Annotated in this window: 24 protein-coding genes; 14 read left to right on the top strand and 10 right to left on the bottom strand. The window is 56.9% G+C overall.

Annotated features, from left to right (window positions below):
- Positions 1-9: 9 nt before the first annotated feature.
- The gene (gene pdxH, locus PLU01S_RS20435; protein ID WP_074823803.1) at positions 10-657 is read right to left on the bottom strand and encodes a pyridoxamine 5'-phosphate oxidase; all 648 of its coding nucleotides are present in this window, start codon (positions 655-657) and stop codon (positions 10-12) included.
- A gap of 124 nt (positions 658-781) precedes the next feature.
- The gene (locus tag PLU01S_RS20440) at positions 782-1,489 is read right to left on the bottom strand and encodes an OmpA family protein (protein WP_074823800.1); all 708 of its coding nucleotides are present in this window, start codon (positions 1,487-1,489) and stop codon (positions 782-784) included.
- A 293-nt stretch (positions 1,490-1,782) separates the two neighbouring features.
- Here PLU01S_RS20440 and PLU01S_RS20445 point away from each other — a divergent pair, with 293 nt between their 5' ends.
- Positions 1,783-2,640 (top strand): formate/nitrite transporter family protein, encoded by an 858-nt coding sequence (locus tag PLU01S_RS20445; protein WP_010794970.1) that lies wholly within the window; start codon positions 1,783-1,785, stop codon positions 2,638-2,640.
- A gap of 63 nt (positions 2,641-2,703) precedes the next feature.
- Here the strand turns inward: PLU01S_RS20445 and PLU01S_RS20450 are convergent, their stop codons facing one another.
- Together PLU01S_RS20450 and dinG are read right to left on the bottom strand one after the other, a co-directional pair.
- Positions 2,704-3,861: a serine hydrolase domain-containing protein gene (locus PLU01S_RS20450; protein ID WP_074823797.1), complete on the bottom strand. Its 1,158-nt coding sequence runs from the start codon at positions 3,859-3,861 to the stop codon at positions 2,704-2,706.
- 59 nt (positions 3,862-3,920) lie between these two features.
- On the bottom strand, positions 3,921-6,065 hold the full coding sequence (dinG, locus tag PLU01S_RS20455; RefSeq protein ID WP_074823795.1) for an ATP-dependent DNA helicase DinG: 2,145 nt from the start codon (positions 6,063-6,065) through the stop codon (positions 3,921-3,923).
- Positions 6,066-6,246: 181 nt separating this feature from the next.
- On the opposite strand from dinG, the gene PLU01S_RS20460 reads away from it, so the two are divergent.
- Positions 6,247-6,717, top strand: coding sequence for a CopD family protein (locus tag PLU01S_RS20460; protein ID WP_074823792.1), 471 nt, complete (start codon positions 6,247-6,249; stop codon positions 6,715-6,717).
- Between the two features lies 1 nt (position 6,718).
- On the opposite strand, the gene PLU01S_RS20465 is transcribed toward PLU01S_RS20460, so the two are convergent.
- Positions 6,719-6,988 (bottom strand): DUF1145 domain-containing protein, encoded by a 270-nt coding sequence (locus PLU01S_RS20465; protein ID WP_010794974.1) that lies wholly within the window; start codon positions 6,986-6,988, stop codon positions 6,719-6,721.
- Between the two features lie 91 nt (positions 6,989-7,079).
- Entirely contained in the window at positions 7,080-7,721 is a 642-nt protein-coding gene (locus tag PLU01S_RS20470; protein ID WP_074823789.1) for an OmpA family protein, read from the bottom strand.
- A 142-nt stretch (positions 7,722-7,863) separates the two neighbouring features.
- On the opposite strand from PLU01S_RS20470, the gene PLU01S_RS20475 reads away from it, so the two are divergent.
- Both PLU01S_RS20475 and PLU01S_RS20480 read left to right on the top strand, forming a co-directional pair.
- The gene (locus PLU01S_RS20475) at positions 7,864-8,361 is read left to right on the top strand and encodes a DUF6231 family protein (protein ID WP_010794976.1); all 498 of its coding nucleotides are present in this window, start codon (positions 7,864-7,866) and stop codon (positions 8,359-8,361) included.
- 2 nt (positions 8,362-8,363) lie between these two features.
- On the top strand, positions 8,364-8,837 hold the full coding sequence (locus PLU01S_RS20480) for a YchJ family protein (RefSeq protein ID WP_074823786.1): 474 nt from the start codon (positions 8,364-8,366) through the stop codon (positions 8,835-8,837).
- A gap of 9 nt (positions 8,838-8,846) precedes the next feature.
- Here the strand turns inward: PLU01S_RS20480 and PLU01S_RS20485 are convergent, their stop codons facing one another.
- The gene (locus tag PLU01S_RS20485; protein WP_074823783.1) at positions 8,847-9,386 is read right to left on the bottom strand and encodes a hypothetical protein; all 540 of its coding nucleotides are present in this window, start codon (positions 9,384-9,386) and stop codon (positions 8,847-8,849) included.
- Positions 9,387-9,643: 257 nt separating this feature from the next.
- On the opposite strand from PLU01S_RS20485, the gene PLU01S_RS20490 reads away from it, so the two are divergent.
- The 3 genes from PLU01S_RS20490 (at position 9,644) to PLU01S_RS20500 (ending at position 11,097) form a co-directional block, all read left to right on the top strand.
- Complete coding sequence (locus PLU01S_RS20490) at positions 9,644-10,138, top strand: LEA/WHy family protein (RefSeq protein WP_074823781.1); 495 nt, start codon at positions 9,644-9,646, stop codon at positions 10,136-10,138.
- A 3-nt stretch (positions 10,139-10,141) separates the two neighbouring features.
- Positions 10,142-10,339, top strand: coding sequence for an SEC-C metal-binding domain-containing protein (locus PLU01S_RS20495; RefSeq protein ID WP_010794980.1), 198 nt, complete (start codon positions 10,142-10,144; stop codon positions 10,337-10,339).
- A gap of 110 nt (positions 10,340-10,449) precedes the next feature.
- Positions 10,450-11,097, top strand: coding sequence for a glutathione binding-like protein (locus PLU01S_RS20500; protein WP_074823778.1), 648 nt, complete (start codon positions 10,450-10,452; stop codon positions 11,095-11,097).
- 49 nt (positions 11,098-11,146) lie between these two features.
- On the opposite strand, the gene PLU01S_RS20505 is transcribed toward PLU01S_RS20500, so the two are convergent.
- Positions 11,147-12,760 carry an APC family permease gene (locus PLU01S_RS20505; RefSeq protein WP_074823776.1) on the bottom strand — a complete coding sequence of 538 codons (1,614 nt, stop codon included), beginning with the start codon at positions 12,758-12,760 and terminating at the stop codon, positions 11,147-11,149.
- Positions 12,761-13,043: 283 nt separating this feature from the next.
- Here PLU01S_RS20505 and PLU01S_RS20510 point away from each other — a divergent pair, with 283 nt between their 5' ends.
- The 3 genes from PLU01S_RS20510 (at position 13,044) to PLU01S_RS20520 (ending at position 17,486) form a co-directional block, all read left to right on the top strand.
- Entirely contained in the window at positions 13,044-15,521 is a 2,478-nt protein-coding gene (locus tag PLU01S_RS20510; protein ID WP_074823773.1) for a penicillin acylase family protein, read from the top strand.
- 164 nt (positions 15,522-15,685) lie between these two features.
- Entirely contained in the window at positions 15,686-16,891 is a 1,206-nt protein-coding gene (locus PLU01S_RS20515) for a CmpA/NrtA family ABC transporter substrate-binding protein (RefSeq protein ID WP_074823770.1), read from the top strand.
- A 19-nt stretch (positions 16,892-16,910) separates the two neighbouring features.
- A complete protein-coding gene (locus PLU01S_RS20520; protein ID WP_074823765.1) occupies positions 16,911-17,486 on the top strand; it encodes an ANTAR domain-containing response regulator in 576 nt (191 codons plus the stop codon).
- A 6-nt stretch (positions 17,487-17,492) separates the two neighbouring features.
- On the opposite strand, the gene PLU01S_RS20525 is transcribed toward PLU01S_RS20520, so the two are convergent.
- Positions 17,493-19,205, bottom strand: a complete 1,713-nt coding sequence (locus PLU01S_RS20525) for a diguanylate cyclase (protein WP_074823750.1) — start codon at positions 19,203-19,205, stop codon at positions 17,493-17,495.
- A 222-nt stretch (positions 19,206-19,427) separates the two neighbouring features.
- Here PLU01S_RS20525 and PLU01S_RS20530 point away from each other — a divergent pair, with 222 nt between their 5' ends.
- The 4 genes from PLU01S_RS20530 to PLU01S_RS20545 all read left to right on the top strand — a co-directional run bounded on the left by PLU01S_RS20530 (position 19,428) and on the right by PLU01S_RS20545 (position 23,734).
- Positions 19,428-19,634, top strand: a complete 207-nt coding sequence (locus PLU01S_RS20530) for a hypothetical protein (RefSeq protein WP_169715109.1) — start codon at positions 19,428-19,430, stop codon at positions 19,632-19,634.
- A complete protein-coding gene (locus PLU01S_RS20535) occupies positions 19,635-20,411 on the top strand; it encodes a hypothetical protein (protein WP_074823747.1) in 777 nt (258 codons plus the stop codon). It abuts the gene before it with no gap.
- A gap of 376 nt (positions 20,412-20,787) precedes the next feature.
- Positions 20,788-21,999, top strand: coding sequence for a nitrate/nitrite transporter (locus PLU01S_RS20540; RefSeq protein ID WP_074823745.1), 1,212 nt, complete (start codon positions 20,788-20,790; stop codon positions 21,997-21,999).
- A gap of 64 nt (positions 22,000-22,063) precedes the next feature.
- Positions 22,064-23,734, top strand: a complete 1,671-nt coding sequence (locus PLU01S_RS20545; RefSeq protein WP_074823743.1) for a bifunctional protein-serine/threonine kinase/phosphatase — start codon at positions 22,064-22,066, stop codon at positions 23,732-23,734.
- A 41-nt stretch (positions 23,735-23,775) separates the two neighbouring features.
- Here the strand turns inward: PLU01S_RS20545 and PLU01S_RS20550 are convergent, their stop codons facing one another.
- Positions 23,776-25,461, bottom strand: coding sequence for a phosphoethanolamine transferase (locus tag PLU01S_RS20550; RefSeq protein WP_074823740.1), 1,686 nt, complete (start codon positions 25,459-25,461; stop codon positions 23,776-23,778).
- Positions 25,462-25,553 lie beyond the last annotated feature (92 nt).

Below are 25,553 nucleotides of genomic sequence, written 5' to 3' on the forward strand. Positions count from 1 at the left end.
GAGCACTGTTTAAGGAGCCAAACGCTGGCGCTTCCAGCCCTCTCCTTCACGGCGGTAATCGAGCCGATCATGCAAACGGCTGGAGCGGCCCTGCCAGAACTCGACCCGCTCGGGAATCAGCCGATAGCCTCCCCAATGTGGCGGGCGCGGTGGCTCCTCATGGGCAAAGCGTGCCTGCACTTCAGCCACTTTCGTCTCAAGTTCTTCCCGACCGCCCAGCACCTGGCTCTGCGGCGAAGCCCAGGCGCCCAACCGACTACCCAACGGACGGACACGGTAGTACGCGTCGGACTCTTCAGGACTTACGCGCTCGACCACACCCTCGATTCGCACCTGACGCTCAAGTGTGGGCCAGAAAAAGGTCATGGCGGCCCTGGGCTGCCCAGCGAGCTGCTGCCCCTTGGCACTTTCGTAATTGGTGTAAAACACGAACCCCTTGGCGTCTACACCCTTGAGTAGAAGTACACGACAATGGGGTTGCTGCTCGGCATCAACCGTTGCCAGTACCATGGCATTGGCTTCTACAGGGGGCTGCTCGGTTTTAACAGCATCCTCAAACCATTGGCCAAATAAGGCAAATGGCTCGGCGGGCGCCTGCGCTTCGGTCAATCCGTCGCGGGTGTAATCACGACGCATGTCAGCCAGCGTCTGGGTCATGGCAAGCTCCTGATTGGGAATGGAACTTACAGCTTACCCAGTCATGCGCCAGGTTGCTTGACTCATGCCAGGTATATGGCGAATTGGCATCCGAAACCAAACGGTTCCGGATGCCTTTACTGACTCAGCGCTTGCTTTGCAGAGAGGCCAATACCACTGTACGTGGCTGGATAAGGACCTCGACACGACGGTTCTGAGCGCGCCCTTCAGCATTGTCGTTTGCTGCACGCGGCTGGGTATCGCTCAGACCACGAACGACCAGACGATTGCCATTAAGCCCGCTCAGACGAAAGATGGAGGCTACCGCCTTGGCGCGGCCGAGACTGAGCTGGTCATTAACCGCCTTGGAACCAGTGCTATCCGTGTGTCCCAGCACAATGACGGCGCTCTGGTCATCCTTGAATAACAGCTTGGCGGTACGGCCCAGCGGGCCGAGCATGGATGGCAGAAGCATCTCAGCACGATCAGGGTTGAAGGAGTCGTCAACGTTGGCGATCAGCAGTAATCCGTCCTCTCGGCGCTCCATTTGCATCTTGCTACCAGCGATGGCTTCGCGGATCGTTTTTTCATGCTGATCCAGCCAGTCCTTGCTGACTGTTATCTCTTGGGCTTTCGCTTGAGCCTTTGCCTCGGTTACAGTCTTGTCGCTCTTGCCAAACGGCCACCACCAATGTCCGCCGTCCGCTTTCGCCTGGGTTTCGGTCTTTTGCGTTTCTACCTTCTCCTGGGGGACTGGCTCCTTGGCAGTGGCAACGTCGCTTTCCTTGTGAAAATAACTGCAGGCGGAAACGCTCATGCAGAGAACGACAGTAGTAGTCTTGAGCAGCTTCATGCGTTTTTATCCCATCAGGCGCAAGCCCGCCGAATCGGCACCGACAGGCAAAGTTAAAGTGGTTTCTTAGATTGTGTCTTTAACTGATTATTTCGCAAGGGGTGTACGTTGTCCTTTTGTATCAACCGACAAGCGGTTGAGTAGACTCAGTGGCGAAACGGTCAGGTGAACGAGGGCGGCAAGGGTATCACGTCATAGACGGTGCTTATCAAACGATAGATAGCTCGCTATTGAAATTGCCATTGGCCATCACTACGCTGGGCGCGTCAATTTGTCCTCCCTTGCGTACACTCATGTCTATAAATACACCTAAAGAAATCGCAACACTGGCGATACAGGCTGGTATTGCCAAAAATCGGCTTTCCATTCCTACCCTATTCATTCTTGGCGTTATGGCCGGCGCGTTCATTGCGACTGGTTTTCTTCTCGATATTCACGTTATTGGCACCATGCCCGCCGAATGGGGCTCGTTTGCAGGCTTCGTTGGCGCAGCGGTTTTCCCGGTCGGCCTGATCATGACCGTGCTGGCAGGCGGTGAGTTACTGACGGGCAATATGCTGCTGCTTCCTCTGGCACGTTTTGCAGGCGGTATCAGCACGATGGGGGTGATTCGCAACTGGCTATGGGTCACGCTTGCCAACTTTGTCGGCAGCCTGGCTGTCGCGTACTTCTTCGGTCATATGCTGGGTCTCACCGAGGGTGCATTCCTGGGCAAGACCGTTGCCATTGCGCAGGCAAAGATGAACGCCGACTTCCTTCACGCCTTCGTTTCCGGTATCGGATGCAACTGGCTCGTCTGTCTGGGCGTCTGGATCGCGTTTGCCAGCAAGGATGTGGTAGGTAAAGTCGTGGGCATGTGGTTTCCCGTCATGGCCTTTGTTGCCATCGGTTTTCAGCATGTGGTTGCCAACATGTTTATCATTCCAGCCGCTATCTTTGCAGGCCAGGCTACCTGGGCCCAATGTCTGCCCAACCTGGTAGCGGTTTTCCTGGGTAATGCTGTGGGTGGCGCCGGCTTTGTAGGGTTGGCCTATTTTCTGGCCTATCGCCCTGCATCTGCGCAAGCGACGGCCGATCTGGCGTCAGCGCTACAAAAGACCCAGGCGGATCTTGCACCCACAACACCCACACTCAAGGCCGTGAACGACTGATAAGTTGAAGTGCATAGCGGATTGACCGGCCACCACTGCCGGTCAATCCATCCTATCCTGATGTCAGAGGCATTGCCCAACGGCTTCTGCCAGCTGCTGAGCTCGCGGGTCCATGAGAATATAAGGTCCCAATGTGTTGGTGGCGAAACCAAATGCTACCCTGCGCTCAGGGTCGGCGAACCCGATAGACCCACCCGCCCCTGGATGACCAAAGGCCTGCACGCCCAGGCCATAGGTTGCGTTGGCGTGGTCAGGCTGGTCCAGCATGAATCCCAGGCCGAAGCGTGTCGAGGTCATTAGCGTCCTGTCGTCACCCCGACTATGTTCCGTGAGCATGTGCTGCAAGACCGTCTGGTCCAGCAATCGACCGTCGAGCAGCCCCGCATAAAACCCTGCCAGTGAGCGCGCATTGCCATGACCGTTGGCGGCAGGCTGCTCGAAACGGCGCCACTCCGGTTTATTGGTGCTGGTCAGAATGCCCGGCGGGTTGGCAAAAGCACGGGTACTCAAGGCTTGGGGGTCGGTCATGGTGGTCTTCAAGAGACGCTGGGCGGCAGCATCCCCCATGTCGCCCTTGCCTCGAGCAATATGCGCAACCCGATACTCTTCGCTCTCAGGCAGACCGATATGAAAATCCAGCCCAAGCGGCCTGGCCGTTCGGGCAACAATAGCTTCCCCTGGTGAGCGGCCATCAATGCGGCGAATCAGTTCTCCCATCAGCCAGCCATAGGTCATCGGTGAATAGCCGTGGCTCTCGCCTGGCGTCCACCAAGGCGTTTCGGCGGCAAGGGCAGCCGTCATGGTGTCCCAGTCATACAGCGCACTGGCAGGCGATGGAGCACGCAAGGCAGCCAGTCCTGCCTGATGGCACAGTAACTGGCGCACCGTAATGGCGCCCTTGCCTGCAGCCGCAAATTCCGGCCAGTAGTGTTGTACTGGTTTATCCAGTTCAAGCCTGCCCTCTTGAACCAACTGCATGGCGGCCACGGCAGTAAAGGCTTTGGTGCAGGAAAATAGATTCAGTATCGTGTCCGTCTGCCACCCGCTCTGCGCATCCTTGTCCGCCGTGCCTGCCCAGAGATCCAGAACGGTTTCGCCGTCCACCTGAACGCACAGGGCTGCACCGCGGGTATGCACGCCTCGCCCCGGCTCGTCGAACAGAGCACTGAAGCGGTCCCTGACGATTTCAAAGGCCAGATCGAAATAACCTTGGATCTGCACAGCTGTCTCCTCATCGTGGTCATATTCAAGTCTCTCACACTGACGAGAAGAGACCTCTACTACTGCACTTCCAGCCGGAACGGCGGTAAGGTGCTCAGGATGGCCTTGCCATAACGCTGCGTAACGACACGACGATCCAGCAGGCTGATCGTGCCGCTGTCCGACTCGGTGCGCAGGAGACGTCCACAAGCCTGGATCAGGCGCAGCGAGGCATCGGGCACAGCGATTTCCATGAACGGATTGCCACCCCGTGCCTCGATCCATTCGGCCAAAGCAGCCTCGACAGGATCATCCGGCACCGCAAAGGGAATCTTGGCAATCACGACGTGCTCACAATAGGCCCCGGGCAGGTCGACCCCTTCGGCAAAGCTGGCCAGACCGAACAATACGCTGGGCTCGCCATCATCCACACGGGAGCGGTGCTTATTGAGCGTCTCCTGCTTGGACAGGTTGCCCTGGATCAGTACACGGCGGCGCCAGTCACGCTCCAGCCCATCGAAGACATCCTGCATCTGTCGCCGGGAAGAAAACAGCACCAATGCCCCCTTGGCCCCTTCCAGCATATCGGGCAGCTCTCGCACGATAGCCGCCGTATGGGCCGCAGAGTCTCTCGGATCCGCCTGCAGATTGGGTACGCGCAATAACCCTGCCTCGGCATATTTGAAGGGACTGGGCACAATTGCCGTGTTGGCGCTTTGAGGCAGGCCTGCCCGCATCCGAAAACGATCGAATGTCCCCAGCGCCGTCAAGGTGGCGGAAGTTACCAGCGCGCCATAAGCCACATTCCATAGCGTACGCCGTAGCGTTTCGGCAGCCAGGATGGGACTGGCATTGACCTCGATATCATGGAATGCACCGGACTCTACCAATGTCAGCCAGCGCGCCATGGGTGGTGAGTCGGTCGGATCTTCCAGCGTAAAGGCCGTCCACAGCTCCCAATTACCCTGGGACCGAGCCAGCAGGCTGCCAAACAACGGATACCATTCCTCAGCCTGATAGCTTGCAATGCCAATGCTTTTCTCCCCGTCCATGGCCTCTTTCAAGAGGTCCGTAAGACGAGTGAACAGGTCGGACAGCTGGGCAAAGCCCTTTTTGAGCTCAGTCCCCATTTCCCTTAAATCCGCTGGGACGAGGCCACCAACGAACCGATGGCGAGGCCGATCACGTCCCTCCATGTCTTCGCCGGCGCGAAACTCGGCCAGCTGCTCACAGGCTGTAAACATGAACTGCTGCTGGGTACGAATCTGTCTCGCCAGTTCGGGTACTTGCTCAACCAGCCGTCCCAGCTCGCCCGGCAAGGGATGTTGAGCCAGCAGCTTGGTTAGATTCTTGGCGATTTGCTCCAGCCACTCGGCCGTGGAGCGCAGGCGGGTAAAGTGAGCGAAGTGATTAATCGCCTTGTCCGGCAGGTGATGGCCTTCGTCAAACACATAAATGGTATCGCGCGGGTCGGGCAGAATAGCCCCGCCACCAAGCGCAAGGTCAGCCAGTACAAGATCATGGTTGGTAACGATCACGTCTACCTTGGTCATGCCTTCACGGGCACGGAAAAAGGCGCACTGCTGAAAATTCGGGCAGTGCCGATTGGTGCACTGCGTATGGTCAGTGGTTATTCGTGACCAGTGCTGGTCATCAATGGCTTCTGGCCAGCTGTCACGGTCACCGTCCCAGCGATTACTGGCCAGGCGCTCGATCATCTTCGTAAACAGCTTCTGACCAGCCTCATCGACGTCGATCGTAAAGCCATCATCCGCAAACAGCTGAGCGGTCGTATTCTGGGCTTCGCTTTCCTGCAACATGAGATCCAGGCGCGACAGACACAGGTAGCGCCCTCGCCCCTTTGCCAGGGCAAAATTGAACGACAGACCACTGTTACGCAGGATATCTGGAAGGTCTTTGTTGACGATCTGCTCCTGCAGAGCCACTGTTGCTGTCGCAATGACCAGACGCTTGCCGGCCGCCTTGGCCGCAGGAATGGCGGCGAGACTATAAGCAACGGTCTTGCCGGTACCGGTTCCGGCTTCCACAGCCACGACGGCAGGATCGCCAACGCGACGCCCTTCGTCATCCTGCTTGATCGCACCGAGCCCTTTAGCCGTCTCGGCAATCATCAGCCGCTGACCATAGCGCGGCTTGAGCGACTTGGCTTCGAGAAAGCGGGTATAAGCCCCCTGAATCTGGGACTTGAGTTCGGCACTAAGCATGGGGTTCCTCGACAGGGAAGCGTCATACGCTTCCGGCAGGCACCGCGGGTAGGCGGCCCTATCAGACACACAGGACTGTATAAATTATCAGTACTTGAACAGAAGCGCTATGATAACGCGCCTTCACGCCAGTGCCGAACGTATCATCCGATTTCGGCACCGATTTATCAGGAATGTTTGAATGACACCCTCTACCTGGCTCTATACCATCCATGTTCTTGCTGCCGTGCTTTGGGTAGGCGGCCTCTTTTTCGCCTGGGTCATTCTGCATCCGGTAGTTACTGCAATACTGGATATCCCGTCACGCGCCCGCTTCTGGAATACGCTATTTCCACGATTCTTTCGCTGGGTGTGGGGAGTCGTTATTGTACTACCGGCTACAGGAATTGGGATTCTTCAGCTTAATTTCAATGGCTTCGAAACTGCGCCCCGCTATATCCAGATCATGATGGGATTGTATCTGGCCATGGTGGCGCTGTTTCTCAAGATCCAGGCCGTTCAGCTGCCTCAGCTCAAACGGAGCGTATCAGATCAGGATTGGCCGACGGCCGCCCAGACGCTGAAGCGAATCCGGGCACTGGCAGGCTTTAACCTTTTGCTTGGCGTCATTGTGCTGATTGTCGCGGCGGCCCGTCTTAATACCTTTAGCTGAATCAATTTGCTGCAGCCACCGTAATCGGCAGGCGATACCAGTGGAAGACGCCAAACAGCAGCACCTGAAGCCGATCCAACCATGGGCTCGGTCGGTTTCTGACGCGTGCACCCACAGCAAGCACTTCGATGACATGCAAAATCAACAATGCCACTGCAGCGCCATTGATCAATAGCTGAAAGGGATAAGCGAAAGGTTCAAGAAGATTGGCCAGGACTGCCAACCAAAACACCAGAAACGCCACTTTGCCCACAATACTCAACAGCCTCATCACCGCCTCCTTTGTTTCAGACGATGACCATACCTGAGTTTGCTCCAGGTGCAAGCCTCTGGCAGGCACCTGGAATAGGCCTCAAGACAGGTTACTGACGCTCGACTAAGATCTCTACGCGCCGGTTGGTAGCACGACCTTCTGCCGTTTCGTTGGTAGCCACGGGCTGGCTTTCCCCAAGCCCTTGGACAGAGACGATACTGGCCGCCGGAACGCCCGACTGAACCAGGTAATTACGCACGGCTGCTGCACGACGCTCAGACAGGCGCTGGTTGTACTTTTCAGTACCCTTGCTGTCAGTATGTCCGTTAATTGTCAGCCGTGTCGTGGACGCTTCGTTTCGTAACCGGGAGGCTACGGTATCGAGCTGCGCACGGTCCGCCGGACTGATTTCGGCCGAATCGAAGGCAAAGTGCAAATCACGTACAACAATGGTCTCTTGGCGAGGAAGCGGCTCGGGTGCAGGCGTGGGAGTCGGCGCAGGCGTTACCGGTTCGACAGCAGCTACCTGCTCTTCACCCTGCCCACGAACATAGCAGTAAGCCCCCGCCGTGGCGCCGGCAACCAGCCCGCCCCACCCAGCATAGCTACTGCTTTCAATGGCGCCGACGGCCGCACCCGTGGCACCACCAATGGCGGCACACGCAGGCCAGTCCGTTTTCTTTACACCAGCGCAACCTGTTAAAACACTGCCCACCAGAATGAGGGGTAAAGCGGTCCTTATAATCGTCATTGTTGTCTCCTATTAAGGACTAGAAAAGCGACCTCGAAAAAGGAATTGGACATCGATTTCTCCGCTCCGTCAGACTGGCGGTACAGGCCTGATCTTGACAGTGCCGCTTGATTAGTCTCCACAACAACCGCCGAGGTTCCACATGACCGCGACATTATCGTCACGTACTCCGCAACAGGCCTTGGCCGCGCTATTGGATCACTACACCCCTACTCGCCTGCTGATGGTCAGTGCCAGCGAGATACCTGCCGTGCAGGCTTTCAAGGCAGCTCACCCTGACTGCGAGCTGACGCAGTCCCCTGCCGGATCATTACAGGAACCGGTATCCCACCAACGCTATGACCTGGCTATCCTGGCTGACTGTCTGGAACACCTGTCCGTACGTGAAGGTCAGCAACTACTGGGCGGAATCCGCAACCTCAACGCCAGTCGGCTGGCTGTCCTGGTCGATCTGGCCGCCAGCCAATGGCAGCCCAGGGACTTCTATGCCCTGGCCATGCAACAGAGCGAGCGCTTTCAGCGTGATCAGCAAACCCTGACGTTGTTCACGTATGATCTGCATGATTACAAGCAGGTACCGGACTGGCTGAACGCCCGCTTCTGGGCCCATCCTGAACTCTTTGGAAAATATTGGTGGTAACGATGGCATCTGCTCCTTGCCCATGCGGCAGCGACGAGCTACTCGACAACTGCTGCGGCCGCTATCATTCAGGTGCCTCAGCCCCTACAGCGGAGGCGCTGATGCGCTCGCGTTACAGCGCCTATGTGCTGGGGTTGATCGACTACCTGATCGAGACGACCTTGCCTGCACAACAGGCAGGACTGGACAGGGCAGCCATAAGCGCCTGGAGTGCCCAGAGCACCTGGCTTGGGCTTGAGGTTGAAGGCCATGAGCCTCTGGGAGGCGTGCCTGAGCACGCCTGGGTCATCTTTGTGGCCCGCTGGCACGATGCGCAGGGTGACCATGCCCACCGTGAGCGCTCGGCGTTTGTTCAACAGCAGGGGCGCTGGTATTTCCTGGATCCGACCGTGCCCATGACGGCAGGCCGCAACGACCCCTGCCCATGTGGCAGCACAACCAAATTCAAGAAATGTTGCGGCCCTTTCCTGCCATGAGTAGAGCCGCTACACCAGTTTGAGATGAGACGTATCGGGCACCTGGACGGCTGTCTGTGGCCTTTCCTCGCCCATGTCGCTTCCTACCGGTGCCAGTGTGAGCTTGCCCAGATCAACCTGGGGCGGAGCGACCTCGGCCTTCTGGTCCTGCAGATCCGCTCCAACCGGTGCCAAGCCAAAGTCCGGAGCATCCACATTGACGAACGCTGCCATGACCTCATCGCGCGGTGCGACGGAGACGCGACGTGCTACAGACGATGCGCCCGACTCCGCCTTTTCGGCATTGACTGGAGCTGGTGCAAGGTCGATCTCTTCGGCAATCGCCATTGACACGACTTCAACCCTGGCACCGGCATGGGTCAGCGCAGCCCGATATTTTTCAGCAGCGGCTGCATCCAGTCTATTCTTGATAATGACGCGGCGCCCGGAAAATAGCTGAGCGATACGCTTCTCGTCCGCCTGGAACAACCGAGCCAGATTGGCACGTACTTGCGCTTCGTCAGCACCTGTCACTACCTCACCGGAAAAGGCGATCTCGAAAAGGCTCATGTTCATCATCCTGTCTAGCTTGAGGGCTATGAGTTCTGTAGATTGCTTACCGCCTGAGGAGCGGCTAGCCCGTTTTTCAACCTGTATAAGTACAACATAATGGCCCAGGCACTTGCCGACTTCAGAATAAAATGAGCATGGCTCGCGTTTGGGTAAGGTCCAGCTTATGCCAGGCACGCCTGTGCAACAATCGGACCGAGCTATTTTTCGATGCGCCGACGCGCTGTAACCGCTGCCCTTCGTTATGGAGTCGTCACATGTTTTTTCGGGCATTCAACAGGAGAGTCCTGGGTCTCTCGCTAGGCGTCCTGATCCTGTTTGGAGTCAGTGGCTGTACGTGGTTCTCCAGGGGTTACGAAGACCCTGAAATACAGCTGACCCAGGTAGACCTGCTCAAAGCCAAATTATGGGGACAGGAATTCCTGTTGCACTTCAAGGTGGACAACCCCAACGATATTGATCTGCCCATTCGTGGCATGACGTATGCGATCTACCTGGAAGATATTCCCCTTGCCGAAGGCGAAACGGGGCGTAACTTCACGATCCCAGCCTCTGGCAGCACGGAGTTTACCCTCCCCGTGCAGACCAATATGTGGCGGTACGTCAAAGACATCGTCAAACTGATCAAACGGACCGACAAGCCCGTTCATTATCGTCTCGTTGGCGAAGTGAAGACCGGTTTGATGTTTGGCCGCAGCGTCTATATATCGCGCAGCGGCGAGATCGTACCGAACAATTTTTTACCGGAGTAATCAATGAACCAGCAACCCCACGTCCACGGCCCTGACTGCAATCATGACCACGATCACGGCCATCATCACCATGTTCATGGGCCGCATTGCAATCATGGTCCAGCTACCCCTGTTCGCAACCCACTCAAAGAGATCGGTCGCAACGATCCCTGCCCGTGCGGAAGCGAGAAAAAGTACAAGAAGTGCCACGGCGCTTCATGAATAAATGACGGCCCACTGATGTGGGCCGCTCTCGTTCATCGTTCCTTTCGAACTGTAAGCGTCCAGCCCGGTCACTCCTTTGGCAGTACCCTTTGCCCCGGAGAGCCTTGATGATCGATCTTTATTACTGGACTACCCCCAACGGCCACAAAGTAACGCTGTTTCTTGAGGAAGCCGAACTGCCCTACCGCATTCATCCCATCAACATCATGAAGGATGAACAGTTTGCGCCAGACTTTCTGAAGATTTCGCCCAACAACAAGATTCCTGCCATTGTCGATCAGAACCCGGCAGATAATGGCAGCCCCGTGACGCTGTTCGAGTCTGGCGCCATCCTGCTCTATCTGGCAGAAAAAACCGGCAAATTCATCCCGCTGAATATCCGCGGACGTCAGGAGGTCATGCAGTGGCTATTCTGGCAAATGGGCGGTCTGGGCCCTATGGCCGGTCAGAACCACCATTTCGGGCGTTTCGCCAAAGAGAAGATTCCTTATGCGATTGATCGCTACGTGAGCGAGACCGCGCGCCTTTACAGCGTACTGAACAAGCGACTGGAAGATCGGGACTTTGTGGCGGGTGGGGAATACACCATTGCCGACATGGCCATTTATCCGTGGATTGTGCCCTACGAATGGCAACAGCAAAAGCTGGAAGACTATCCCAATATCAAGCGGTGGTTTGAGACGATTAGCATGCGAACCGCTACTGTCCGCGCCTATGACCTCGTCAACAAGGTAAACCCGCCAGCGGCGAGCTGATTGCCAGAACGGGCGTCGGCAGCGCTATAGCGACCGACGCCTGTCATGATCACGTCAGCGGCTGACCGTCATCATCGTGGAAGCGCGCCTTTTCAACCGCTGGCGTGCGCCAGCCAGCCGACACACCCCACAGGAAAAACACCAGACCAATCACCGCCACTACCGCCAGATCCCATCCGTATGGCAGATAACCCTGGCCACCGAAACGGTCGCTTCCCGCCCAGGAGACCGCTGCCAACACCGGCAGGAAACACAGCAGCCATAGCGAGCCGAAGAAATGACGGCTGAAACCCTTCCACCCCTGCCTGGCCTGGTAATAGATGTATATGGGCAATGCCGCCACGATCAGCAGCATGATTTCACCTGTCCGAGGCCACTTGGCCCAGTAGAGAAGCTCAGTGGCGAAAATGAACGCCAGTGCGGCTAAAACAGACAGCCCTCGGATTCGCAAAGGGCGATAGAGCTCAGGCGCCGTCCGCCGCAATGCCATGACACTTACCGGCCCGGTCAGGTAGGAAATGATCGTGGCAACAGAAATAACTGCCGCCAGTGTGCCCCAGCCCCGGAAGAAAAACAGGAAGATGAAGGACACCGCAAGGTTCAGCCACATGGCCGGGCGGGGAATCCCGAACTTGGGATGTACATGCCCGAACATGGCCGGCAGGCTGCCGTTGCGCTGGATACCATAGATCATCCGCGCAGTGGTGGCGGTATAAGTAGCGCCTGTTCCGCTCGGGCTGACAAAGGCGTCCGCATAGAGCAGAAAGGCTAGCCAGTTCAGGTTCAAGGCCAGCGCCAGTTGGGCAGAAGGTGAGCTGTATTCAAGACCTGCCCATCCCTCGTGCAGATGCTCAGGAGGAACGGCGCCTAGAAAAGCGACCTGGAGCAGCAGGTAGATCACCGTGGCGATAATAATCGAACCGATTACCCCAAAGGGTACGCTACGGCCGGGATTATGCGCCTCGCCTGCAAGATTTACCGGACTTTGGAAACCATTGAAACTGAACACAATGCCGCTGATGGCTACTGCTGTCAGAACGGCCGAAATACTGATGGAGTGGTCTTCGCCGGTGATGCCAACGGTAAAATTCTCACTGTGAAAACCTGACAGCATGAGCGCTATGGCGGTCAGTGCCGGTACCAATAACTTAAATATCGTGATTGCACTGTTGCTGCGGGCATAGAGCTTGACGCCCCAAAAGTTGAGCAGGAAGTACACGACTACCAGGAGCGCGGCCAGTATCAGACCGGTTGTACTCAACTCGCCATGACCGCTGCTGACACTGTAAAGGTCCTGCGCCCATTGCCAGGGCCAGGACGCCATATACTGAACGGACGCCTCGGCCTCGACCGGGATGACCGATACAATCGCGATCCAATTGGCCCATCCGCCAATGAACCCGACCAGAGAGCCGTGCGAATAGTGCCCATAACGCACCATGCCGCCCGACTCTGGAAACATGGCACCCAGCTCGGCATAGGTCAGCGCGATGAAAAGAATGATTACTGCACCTAATAACCACGCATAGATAGCCCCGGGACCTGCCAGCTGGGCAGCATGCCAGGCACCGAACAACCAGCCGGATCCGATGATCGACCCCAGCCCAGTAAACATTAAAGCCAGAGGCCCTAAATCGCGACGGATCGCGCGCTCATTCGACATCGTCTACTCCTTGGTCAGCGCCTTAAAAGACGGGCTCAAGGCCGATGAACAGAGCAACAACGGGCCAAAAGTCGCCCGTCCAATTGGCGAAGCGACAAATCATGTCAGAATGTTTCTGTCGTGATAAGGATTAAATGTCGTTTTTAAACAAGAGTGATCCGCTTCACTGGTCAGAAAAATCACACCCGCTGGCGGAATGGACTGGACAGTGCTTGCCTGGATAACAACGCCTCACTAACGTAGCGCGCTTTTGAAACCCTGCTCCTCTGGAGACTGTCCGTTCATGGATTTTCCTGCTTACCGGCGCCATCTGGGTCGCCTTGGTCTTGTTTCAGTACTGGGGCTTGCGGGCTGCCAGACAACGTTTGATCAACGTGACACGGATAGCCTTCCACCCAGCTCGGGCGTTCAGCCCATCAAGGGACTTGCAGAAAACGCGTCGATTCGGCGAAGCGAACTGGGCGTGCCCCTGATCGAAACATCGACCTTTCACGATGCGCTGTTCACGCTGGGTTATGTCCACGCATCGGATCGACTGAGCCAAATGATTACCTTGCGCCTGCTGGCGCAAGGACGGCTGGCAGAAATGGCAGGGCCGGACGCATTGGACACCGATCGCCTTATGCGTGCGGTCAATCTCAGGAAAACGGCAGAAACTGCCTACAAGAATGCATCGCCACGCCTGAAGAAATTCCTAGAGGTCTACGCTCGCGGCGTTAACGCCTACCTGTTCCGTTACCGGAACAAGCTTCCAGCAGATCTGGCCGCCACCGGTTATCAGCCTGAATATTGGAAGCCTGAGGACTCCGCCCTGCTCTTTGCTCTGCTCGATTTCAGTCTGTCCGTCAATCTGAACGAGGAACTGGCCAGTCTGGCGTTGGCACAAAAGGTCAGCGCCGATACCTTGGCCTGGTTGCTGCCCAGCTATTTCGATGAGCCGATTCCCGTCGACGAAGCTGCCAAACTCAAGGGTTTGTCCTTGGCGGGACAAATCCCAGGGCTGGAGGCGTTGAACGCAGCCTCAACACGCCTCGCCCAGGTAAACGGATTGACGGTTCCCGCCGGAAGCAGCTGGGCCATTGCTCCGCAACGCAGTCGCAGCGGCAAGAGCTTGTTGGCAGGTGACCTCAGCCAATCGCTAGCCCTGTCATCAGCCTGGAGCTACGTACAGGTTCGTGCGCCCCGTTACCAGGCGGCAGGATTGTCCCTGGCGGGAACGCCGTTCATTCTTTCCGGCTACAACGGCAAGCTGGCCTGGTCGTTTTCTCCAGCCATGGGCGACACTCAGGATCTATATCTTGAACGTGTACGCACCCAGGGCAGCGGCTTGAGCTACGAGGTCAATAGAAAATGGACACCTGCAGCGGTCCGTTCCGAGACCTTTTTCATCAAAGGCCAGCGGCCGGTACGAGAGACTGTCTTCGAAACCCGGCATGGCCCGCTGATCAATCATCAAGTCGGCCAGCAAAGCGGTTATGGTCTGGCCTTGCGCAGGGCTACGCTCGATACGGACACATCCATGGATGCAGTATTCGACCTGAGCCGGGCCAAGGATGTTGACCGTGCATTCGAGATAACCCGAGACATCCGAGCGCTTGCGCTAAATATAGTCTTTGCCGACGCCGAACATGTTGCGTGGCAGGTGACCGGCCTATACCCCAACCGCCGCGAAGGACGCGGGCTGCTGCCCTCACCCGGGTGGACCGATCGTTATGAATGGGATGGTTTTGCCGACCCGATGTTGCATCCCTATGATCAGGACCCCTCCCAAGGGTGGCTTGGCAATGCTGGCAACCGTACGGTACCGCTGGGATATGGCATGCAGCTATCAAGCTCATGGCAGGCTCCTGAGCGGGCCGAACGTATTGCTCAGCTTGCAGGCTCGCAGACACGGCTGGAAGCTCGCAACCTGATGGCCATGCAGGCAGACCAGACCTCACCGTTGGTCGCCAAGGTCCAGGCCATGCTGAGCGCACCGGGCATGGCTCAGCCCCTCAAATCGGCCATCGAGGCCCTACCGGCTGAGCAACGCGCACATGCCAGCGAGGCCTTGCGCCGAATCGGCACGTTCGATGGGCGCCTATTGGCCACGTCAGCCGATGCGGCCGTCTATGAAGCATTTCTGCAGGCTACCGCTCGACTGACTTTTGCCGATGAACTGGGAGGAAGCAACAGCCCGGCGATGCAGGCCCTCAACCGGATCGCCACGCTCTCTTACTCGGCTCAGATCGATCATCTTCTGACCCGGGACGATAGTCCTTTCTGGAATGATACCCAGACGACAGCCAGGCACGACAAGCCGGCCATTCTTGCCCAGGCGCTTGCCTCAGCCATTGCCGAATGCGAGCAGGTCATGGGTAATGACCGAAACAGCTGGCAATGGGGGCGTCTGCACACGTATGACTGGCAGGGCGAAACCGAACAGACGGCCGCCCGGCCAGGTACCAGTACACGCTATCCCGCTCGCCGGGCATATCCAGGAGGCGGTGACTTCTCGACACTAGATCGCTCGGCCTATGGCTGGGGCAAAGGCTTTGGGGCACACAGTGCCAACAGCTTGCGCATGGTCGTGGATTTTGGTCAGCCGGAACCGTTTATGGCCATTGATGGCAAGGGGCAGTCGGATAATCCGGCCAGCCCTTACTACGGCAAGGGCATCGAACCCTGGCTGAAAGGTCAGTATTCCAGCTTCCCCTTCCAGCCGCACAATCTGGATCGTGTTTATGGCACGCGTCGTCTGACGCTAACGCCTGCCCAGTAAGCGAGCCGGCCCTGGCATATCACTTGCTTCATGTGTCTTCAGAAGCAAGTGCCAACGGCGGCATTTGCTGACCGTATATTCGACAATGGCGTCGTTCTGCGCCGATAACCCTTGTTATCGGCCTTAACGGCGCTTTTTTGTTTATGTTTTTGCCAAGGCTTGCTATGACGACGATTAACGCCCTCGCCTGGGTATTAGGCTCGGATGCACCAGAACGGAGCATTGTAAATCTGGGCTTCATGCCCCTGACCGACGCTGCCTCGCTGATCGTGGCAGCCACTCAAGGATTCGCTCAGCCCTACGGATTGACCCTGCACCTGCATCGTCAGCCGTCCTGGTCAGCCCTGAGGGATCGTCTACTCAATGGCGAGCTGGATGCGGCGCACAGCTTGTACAGCATGATCTATGGCCTGCAATTGGGGCTGGGCAGCTCGTCACCTACCGACATGGCTGTCCTGATGGGCTTGGCCCAGAATGGGCAAAGCATCAACCTCTCAGCCTCGCTCGCGACCGAAGGTGTCACTACAGCTGAAGCACTGGCACACCGTATTCAGCAGTCTTCGCAGGCTCCGCTTGTGCTGGCGCATACTCTACCCACCGGGACTCATGCGCTCTGGCTGTACTACTGGCTGGCCGCCAAAGGCATCCATCCGCTGGAAGATGTGAGCACCGCTGTGGTGCCTCCACCGATGATGGTGGAGCATTTACGCGCTGGCCGAATCGATGGATATTGTGTAGGCGAGCCCTGGGGCGCCTCGGCCATTGAGCAAGGCCTGGGCGTGACCCTGGCTACAACGCAATCCATCTGGCCGGATCATCCAGAAAAGGTGTTGGCCTGTACCCGTGCGTTTGCCGAGCAGAACCCCAACACGGCCCGCGCCTTGATCTGTGCCCTGCTCGATGCCAGCCGGTTCATCGAGGAAAGTCTCGAGAATCGTCGCAGCACTGCACAACTGATCAGCGGCGCCGCTTATGTCAATGCACCGGTAAGCGCCATCGAGCCGCGCATGTTAGGTCAGTACACAAATGGACTGGGGCAGCGCTGGCAGGATGAGCATCCCCTGCGCTTCTTTCATAAGGGTGCAGTCAATATGCCCTATCTATCAGATGGCATGTGGTTCATGACTCAATTCCGCCGCTGGGGTCTTTTGCGCAATGACCCTGACTACGTGGGAGTGGCCCGTCAGGTACAGCAGCTCTCGCTTTACGGCGAGGCGGCAGCGCGTGTAGGCGTGGAGGTTCCTGATCAGCCCCTGCGCAGCGCTACGCTCATTGACGGCCGGGTATGGGATGGACAGGATCCGGCAGGCTACGCCCGCAGCTTTACCCTGCATGCCCTGGCTGACGCCATGCTTAATCCACTGACTTGACTTCGAGGCGACAAGCACCATGCGCATTCTGCTTATCGACGACACCCCGAAGAAGGTAGGCCGCCTGAAGGCCGCCCTGCTGGAAGCCGGCTTTGACGTAATCGAAGAGTCCGGCCTGACCATAGACCTGCCCGCCCGAATCGAAGCGACCCGCCCCGATGTCATCCTGTTCGACACCCAGTCGCCCAGCCGTGACGTTATGGATCAGGTATGCCTGGTGACGCGAGACCGCCCTCGGCCAATCGTCATGTTTACCGACGAGCACGATCCAGATGTCATGCGCCAGGCAATTCAGTCAGGTGTGAGCGCCTATATCGTGGAAGGCATTCATGCCCAACGGTTGCAACCGATCCTCGACGTGGCCATGGCACGCTTCGAAACCGATCAGGCTCTGCGCGCCCAGCTGCAGGCACGGGAACAGCAACTAGCCGAGCGCAAGCGAATCGAGCTGGCGAAAGGCATGTTGATGAAAATGCGGGACTGCAATGAGGAACAGGCTTACACCCTGATGCGCCGCCAGGCCATGAGTAAACAGCAAAAGCTCGCTCAGGTAGCCGAGCAGATCATTTCCATGAACGAGCTACTCGGCATGTAAAGCCCCTCATTGACGTTGTTGCACGGCGTGCGCTGGCGAGGTTGGCAGCGCAGTGACCGTCTGACTCAAGCAGACCCGGTTGCGGCCCTCGCGCTTGGCTTCGTAGAGCGCCTTGTCGGCAGCCTGCAGCAGTTCCTCGGCCTTCTGACCGCTCTGCGGATACATGGCAATACCCAGCGAAATGGTGACCGGGCCCAGTGGCGTACCGCCATACATGACTTGCATACGGCTGACTGCCTCACGCAGCGCTTCGCAGCGTGCCACTGCCCCTGCCTGAGTACACTCGGGCAGCACCAGTGCAAATTCCTCCCCTCCAAAACGACAAGCCAGATCGCTGGCACGCACCAAACGTTTCATTTCTACCGCCAAGTGTCTCAGCACAGCATCACCCGCTTCATGGCCATGCGTGTCGTTAAATCGCTTGAAGTGATCCACATCGAGCAGAACGATAGCAGTAGTAGTCTGATTACGGCCCGCTCGTAACAGCTCACGACTAACCGTCTCATCCAGGAATCGTCGATTGTGGAGTCCTGTCAGGGAGTCGATGATCGATTGATGACGCAAGCTTTCTCGTAGTGCAAGGTTAGCGACACCAAGCGAGACCTGTTCAGCAAATGCCTCGGCTAGCTCAATGCCACTCTTAGGATGATTGCAAAGTGTCAGCACGCCAACGGGTTCGCCCTGAGCCATGAGCGGAACACACACGTATCCATTTGTGCTGAGGGAAAGCCCTGCCATATGGGGACAGATCAAATCCTTATTAATATCCTGCACATCATGTGTCTGCCCACGGCGTACGGACCAGCACTGATGCGGTTCAAACAAGGTCTTAACAGGGTCCCACCCGTTCCATGAACCGGCCATCTCCAGTACATCCCGTGAAGGATGATAAAGGTGTATGCACCCAGGTGCGTCACTGAAAAGCTGACTGCCAAAACGGGTAATGATGTCGTAGCACTCAGGAAAGTCGGTGGTAGAGTGCAGCGCACCTGCCATGCGGCTCATTAAAACCGTCTCGTGATTGCGATTTTCCAATGCCAGCATGCCGCGAGATAACTGTTCGGAAAGGTCAAGTAGGCGGCTTTCACTTGCCTTGGTCTCATTCAGTACGCGAAATGTAAACTTATAGAGAATAACGACCAACACGAGATCAAGCAGGGCAATAAAGAGCAGAGCGATACGTATAATCTGACGCCGAAGCTCGATTTCCTGGCCAACCAACAGGCTTTTTTGCTGAATACGGTTTTCAAGCATCGATACCTCCTGACGGACGGTATCCATAAGCCTTTTGCCTTCTCCTGTATTAATGCGTGCGATTGCCTGAGCCTGACCTCTATCCCGATGTAGCTGAATGACGCTATTCCAGTAGTTTCGCTGCTCCGTAATATGCCCTTGAAGCGCTATAAATTCTGGATACTCCTTAACGTCAATCTCATTTTTCAAGGACCCCAGAAGATGGTCCACTTCGGCGTAGCCCTGAAACAATGGAGTGAGGTAATCCTCTCGCCCAGTCAGAACAAACCCTCTTTGCCCCGTTTCTCCATCTTTGACGGCTGAAATGAGCCGCTCAATTTTTTGTAGTTGCGATTCCAGCGTTTCATACTCATCAATGCTTTCCCTGACCCAGGTAGTACTACCCAAAGGCACAAGGATATTAATCACCAGCAAAATGATGATGAGACTGAATCGGCTACGCAGCTGCGAAGCAGTTTTGGTCATTAATCGATTCCAAGAAAATCCATACCTGTTTTGATGAGCTGCAGCCTCATCAATATCAAGCTTAGATACTATAAGTTCTCTATATGCCGACCATATCGGTAGCGAAACGAATAAATTAAGAACTGACGGGTCCACTATAGTGTTACATTCATTTTCATGAAGAGCTTTTCCGCTCTGACTTGAAGGCGGCCCCTATCTAGGCTATAAGCCCGGAAACCCCGTATGGACATCATCATGCTCAAACACCTGATCGGTCTGTTCAAAGCGCCTTCGGAAGAAGAGCGGAAATTGGCGCAAACGATCAACAACTCGTACAAGTCCCTTCGGGTCGTGGGCCGCGGTACCATCCGAATTGATCCTGAAGAAGTGTTCGACTCGCCGGAGTTCAAGCAGGATCTCGACCGAGCCAAGCGCCTTATCAACGGCTAAATGTTTCTTCTCCTTCTTCTGCCTATCCTGGTTAGCGGATTTCTCGTCTGTCACAAGCACCCGCTTTTCTACTATCGCCTGCATCGCTACGAGGGACAGTACCTCTATTTGCAGAGCGCCCGGCTGGGTCTGTTTTGCGCGCTTCTTTCGCTGACCTTCAACCTCGCCCTGTTTCTGCTCGTGGCTCAGCATGACTGGACGGTGGCAGGTCGTACCTTTTCGCTCGATTACTTTTCCGGCCTGACAGGCCTGATCCTGCGAACCCATGCCATTGAGGAGGCAAGCCAGGCCGCCCAGCTCTCCTGGATTCTTATCCTCACCGTGACCGCACTCATGATCCCAAGACCCTGGGCATTTCTGGCCAAGGCTTACATCAAGCGGCGGCATGGGTTGAAGGAAGAGAACTATGCAATGTTTCTCATGGCCGGCATTCTCAAGGACAGCCCGCTGGATGACCTGCTGTTCAATGCCACGATCAACCGTGAAACCCTGATGCTCTCCCTGGAGGAGCGCAAGGTCTATGTAGGCAAAATCACGACCCTGGGCGAACCCAGCGAAACGGAAGGTGCCGATCAGGAGGTCTGCATCAAGCCGATTATGAGTGGCTATCGGGACAAGGACAAACTCTGGGTAACGTTCACGACCCACTATGCCGATGCGGACAAGGATATTTACCTCACGCTGAAGCAGAGCCAAATCCTGTCTGCAACCAAGTTTGACTTTGATGCCTACGAGCGCTTTGTCCGCAGTAAAAAGCCGGACCATGTAACGTCCTAACAAGACGATGCCTGTGCCCCATATCCGGGCATGTCTATCCACGATGCGCTGTAATGATTCAGACGGGCGGATGGTCTGACGGTAAAACCGCAGGCCAGAGCGCTTTGCTGACTTGGCGTGGCGTTTGCTAATCCATCCGTAACGGTAGCCAACGGCGGTTACCCACCTACGACAAAGGCGTCGCGTTGCTCCTGCTCCGGCAGAGGGCAACGTGGCGCCTTTGTCGTTTCTGCCCCAATGCCCGGGGCGGGTGGACGCTCCGCGGTTGTGCTGAATGCCTGGCATTTCACAACGCACGTCAGGCGCGTTCGCCTTGTGATGTTCGAACTGAGGCCCTGCCGCGTGGCGGGTACATCGTTGATTACGAGGTGCACGAATGAACACGAGTTTCTGGAAAGCCGGCCATGCGCCGACCCTGTTCGCCGCGTTTCTATATTTCGATCTGAGTTTCATGGTCTGGTACGTGCTTGGCCCGCTAGCCGTGCAGATCGCGGCCGACCTGCAACTGACGACTCAGCAACGCAGCATGATGGTCGCCACGCCCATTCTGGCAGGCGCCGTGCTGCGTCTGATCCTCGGCTTTGTGGCTGACACGCTCTCGCCCAAGACCGCAGGCATTATTGGCCAGATCGCCGTTATCGCGGCGCTATTCGTGGCGTGGCAGATGGGTATCGACAGTTACGAGCAGGCTCTGCTGCTGGGACTCTTCCTGGGTTTTGCCGGCGCTTCCTTTGCCGTCGCCCTGCCACTGGCCTCACAATGGTATCCGCCGCAGCATCAGGGCAAGGCCATGGGCATTGCAGGTGCCGGCAACTCGGGAACGGTCTTCGCGGCGCTGTTCGCTCCTGGCCTTGCAAAACTGTTCGGCTGGACCAACGTCTTTGGCTGGGCGTTGATTCCGCTGGTCGCTACGCTCGTCTTCTTCATATTGTTTGCACGCAATGCACCGCAGCGGCCTGCGCCGAAGAAACTAGCCGACTATGCCAAGGCCCTGGGTGACCAGGACAGCTGGTGGTTCATGTTTTTCTACAGCGTGACCTTTGGTGGTTTTCTCGGCCTTGCCAGTACCCTGCCGGGTTACTTTCATGACCAATATGGCCTGGAGCCCGTCGTTGCCGGCTATTACACCGCTGCCTGCGTCTTTGGCGGTAGCCTGATGCGGCCGCTGGGTGGCGCGCTGGCTGATCGGATTGGCGGTATCCGCTGTCTGTTGGGCATGTATACCGTGGCAGCTGTCTGTATTGCCGCAGTAGGCTTCCATCTACCCAGTGCAACGGCCGCCCTGGGGCTGTTCGTAGTCGCCATGCTGAGCCTGGGCGCAGGCAATGGCTCGGTCTTCCAGCTGGTGCCGCAGCGCTTTCGCAAGGAGATCGGCGTCATGACTGGCTTGATTGGTATGGCAGGTGGTATTGGAGGCTTTGTTCTGACGGCGGGCCTTGGTGCCATCAAGCAATCTACCGGTGATTATCAGCTGGGCCTCTGGCTATTCGCCTGCCTGGGCGTACTGGCCTGGTTTGGTCTGCTGAGTGTGAAGCGGCGTTGGAGAACCACCTGGGGATCGGCGGCCGTGTCTGCCGCACGCGTTTAACTCGAAGCGCCCGTCAAACGACGGGCATTTCGCTTCTAAACCTCTCTACTTCCTGACCGAATCCATGCCCCTTACCTTGAGCATCGGTGAAGCCACGGCCACCGGTCCACGACCGGAAAACCAGGACGCCCTGCGTAGCGTCACGCCGGCTCCCGCTCTGGCACTCAGCAAGGGGCATCTGTTTGCCCTGGCCGATGGAGTAAGCCACTGCGCCGACGGCGGATTGGCTGCCCGCTCAACCGTACAGGCGGTGGCGATGGATTATTACTCAACGCCCGAAACCTGGCCTATTGCACAGTCACTGGATCGTCTGCTCCTGGCACAGAACCGCTGGCTACAAGCCGGGGCCCAAGGCCAGCCGTTACTGACGACGCTGACGGCCCTTGTGCTCAGAGGGCACCGCTACACCCTTGCCCATGTAGGCGATTGTCGGGCCTATCACCTTAGAGGCCAGACACTCTCCTGTCTGACAGAAGACCACGTCTGGCAACAGCCCGGCATGCAACATGTTCTGACACGTGCTCTGGGGCTGGAAGCTCATCTGATCGTGGACTTTCATGAAGGTGATCTGCAAATCGGTGATTGCTTCCTGCTGGTCAGTGATGGGGTCTGGGCCTGCCTGGGTGATGCGGCTATACGACGTATATTGCTGGATGAAGCCAACCCCATGTCAGTGGCCCATGCCTTGATCAACGCAGCCCATCTGGCGGGCAGTCAGGACAATGCCAGTGCATTACTGGTACGTATTGACGCCCTGCCTGACAAACCCTTGGCGGATGCCCTCGCCGAGGTAGCGGGCTGGCCTGTTCCACCACGACTCAAAGAGGGCCAGATGTTCGAGGGCTGGCAGGTCGAACAGCGCTTGGCGATCTCTCAGCAGTCCTGGCTGTATCGCGTGCGTGACGGCGCCGGGCGGTCCTGGCTGCTCAAGACTCTCGCCCCAGGTCAGCAAGGTGATACCCAGGCCATGCAGGCGCTCCTGATGGAGGAGTGGTTTCTGCGCCGCGTCGCCGGAAGAGCTTTTGTCGAACTGCATCCACTGTCTCAACGTCAGCACCTGTATTACGTACAGCGTGAATACCCGGGCCGCACGCTGGCTATCCAATTCAAACAGGCCGGTCCATTTCCGCTTGGCGAGTGGCTGGATACCGCAACCCGCCTCCTGCGCGCCCTGGGTCAACTGCATCGGCGCAATATTCTGCACCGGGATATCAAACCCGAGAATCTGCACCGGGGCGATGATGGCGAACTCAGGCTACTGGACTTTGGCCTTGCCTATTGCCCTGGCCTTTCCCATGAATGCGAGGGCGCGGTGCCGGGTACGCCCAGCTATCTGGCGCCCGAAACGTTCGAAGGTGCCGCACCAGGGCCGCAGCAGGATCTCTTTGCAGTAGGTGTTACGCTCTATTACCTGCTGACAGGCCATTATCCCTACGGAGAAATAGAGGCCTTCCAGCGACCGCGTTTTCAACAGCCGGAACGTGTGCTGCGCTATCGGCACGACGTACCGCTCTGGCTGAATGACTGGTTACTGCGCGGTGTAGCGGTCGATCCAGCCCAGCGTTTCGAGACGGCAGAGGAAGCCTTATTACTTTTGGAGCAAGGCGAGCGGCAACCTGCATTACCGCCCAAGGCATTGCTAGAGCGCGAGCCACTGAAATTCTGGCGTACAGTGGCCTGCGTTTCGTTACTGATCAACCTCGCCGCTGTGCTGCTCTGGTTGTATCGCCATTGATCGATCTGACGAGCCAGCCCGCCAAGGCCAGCTCGCCTGTTTCAGTTGAGCTTGTTCGCGGGCGGTTGCGTTGACGGGCTCGTACTGGCCACGGTTGCCCCTGAGAGCTGACGGCAGCTGGCAAACAAATCCAGCTCTGCGTTATAGACCTGGGTATGGACACGCAGGAGACCCAACATGGAATGGAACAGGTTGTCCTGGCTGAGCGAGTCATTCCGGTGGACCGCTACACACTGGCTATTCACCCCCATCGACTGCTGATACGGCTGAGAAAACCACGCTACGCTGGCGATATGCTTCTGCTGATCCGGCGCTACGGCGTACGGCATGCCATGAAGAAATACATTGTATTCACCCAATGACTCACCATGATCGGACAGGTAAAACATGGCGGTACTCACCTTGTCCTGATTGGCGCGCAAGGTATTTATCAGGCTCGCCAGGACATGATCGGTGTAGCGAATGGTGTTGTCATATCCATTCACGATACTTTCCCGGGAGCACTGGCTCAGCTCGTTGTTCTTGCATACCGGGGTAAAGTACTCGAAGGCCGCCGGGTAGCGTTTGAAGTAGGCCGGACCGTGGCTGCCCATCTGGTGGAGCACTAGCACAGTGTCGCGCTGCATGTGATTGATGATGCCCTGTATATCCTTGAGCAGGATTTCATCATGACATTCGCCATCGCTGCAGAATGCCGGGTCCTGAGCCTTTGTCAGGCTTTCAAAGGCCACACGGTTACAGGTTTCCTTGCAGCCGGCCTGATTGTCGCGCCAGATCACGTCATATCCAGCCCGCTTAAGCACATCAAGCAGGTTCTCCTGACTTTTGGCCACATTGTCGCTGTAATGCGCGCGGGTCAGATTGGAGAACATGCAGGGTACGGATACTGCCGTCTCGGTGCCGCAGGAATGCATATCGGTAAAGCTGATCACGCCCTCCTCCTGGCGCAGCTCGGGCGTTGTATCGCGGCCATAGCCATCCAGGCCAAAGTTGTCGGCACGTGCGCTTTCCCCAACGACCAGAACAGTCAATGTCTTGTGCGCACCGGCGCTGACGGGCGCCAGGCGTACAGCATCCGTACCGATCTCGCGCAGCGGACCCTTGGGTTTGGCCGTCGCGTCATGAACATAGCTGATCAAGGCACCCACAGAATTGCTGGGCGTCAGCTGCATATGGATCTCATGATGGTTACGGAACAGGGAAGACAGGCTTTGATAGTTGAGCATGGCCACGCCGACTATAACCGCGGCGGTTAAACCGCTGGCAATGGATTTACTCAACAGCTCGCGCGGCCACCGGCGATACTGAACCGGTGTCTTCCAAAGCAGCCAGACCGGCAGCGCGCCGAGCAGGAGCAGATAGGCAGCCAGCTTGAATGACAGCAGATCCACCACTTCGGCCGTGTCGGTCTCCAGCATGTTACGGAGCATCTCCGTATCGATCATGACACCGTACTGGTTCATGAAATAGGCAACCCCTGCGGCACTCAGAAAGAGCACACTTAGCAGCGGCTTGAAAACCCAGCGAAAGGCAAAAAAGGTCAGAATCAGGTTGAACGCTGCCAGGAACAGAACAGCCACTGCGCCTAAGGTGAGCACACCTTTCATATCGAGAGGTGTCACCACGTCGAACAGGTGAGTCCACAGTGGGACGTTGTAAAAAATCAGGAAAGCCGCACTCACGATCAGCGTGAGCCACTCGGGACGAACCGGTCTCAACTTCAGCATCTCGTACAACTCTTGAAATAAGATGACAAAAGTGTGGTGAGGGGCTCGTCAACGTTTTGTGAAGAAAGCCTTGTAAAAACGTTTCACTTAAT

It is taken from the genome of Pseudomonas luteola NBRC 103146, from assembly GCF_002091675.1.
Classification (GTDB): Bacteria; Pseudomonadota; Gammaproteobacteria; order Pseudomonadales; family Pseudomonadaceae; genus Chryseomonas; species Chryseomonas luteola.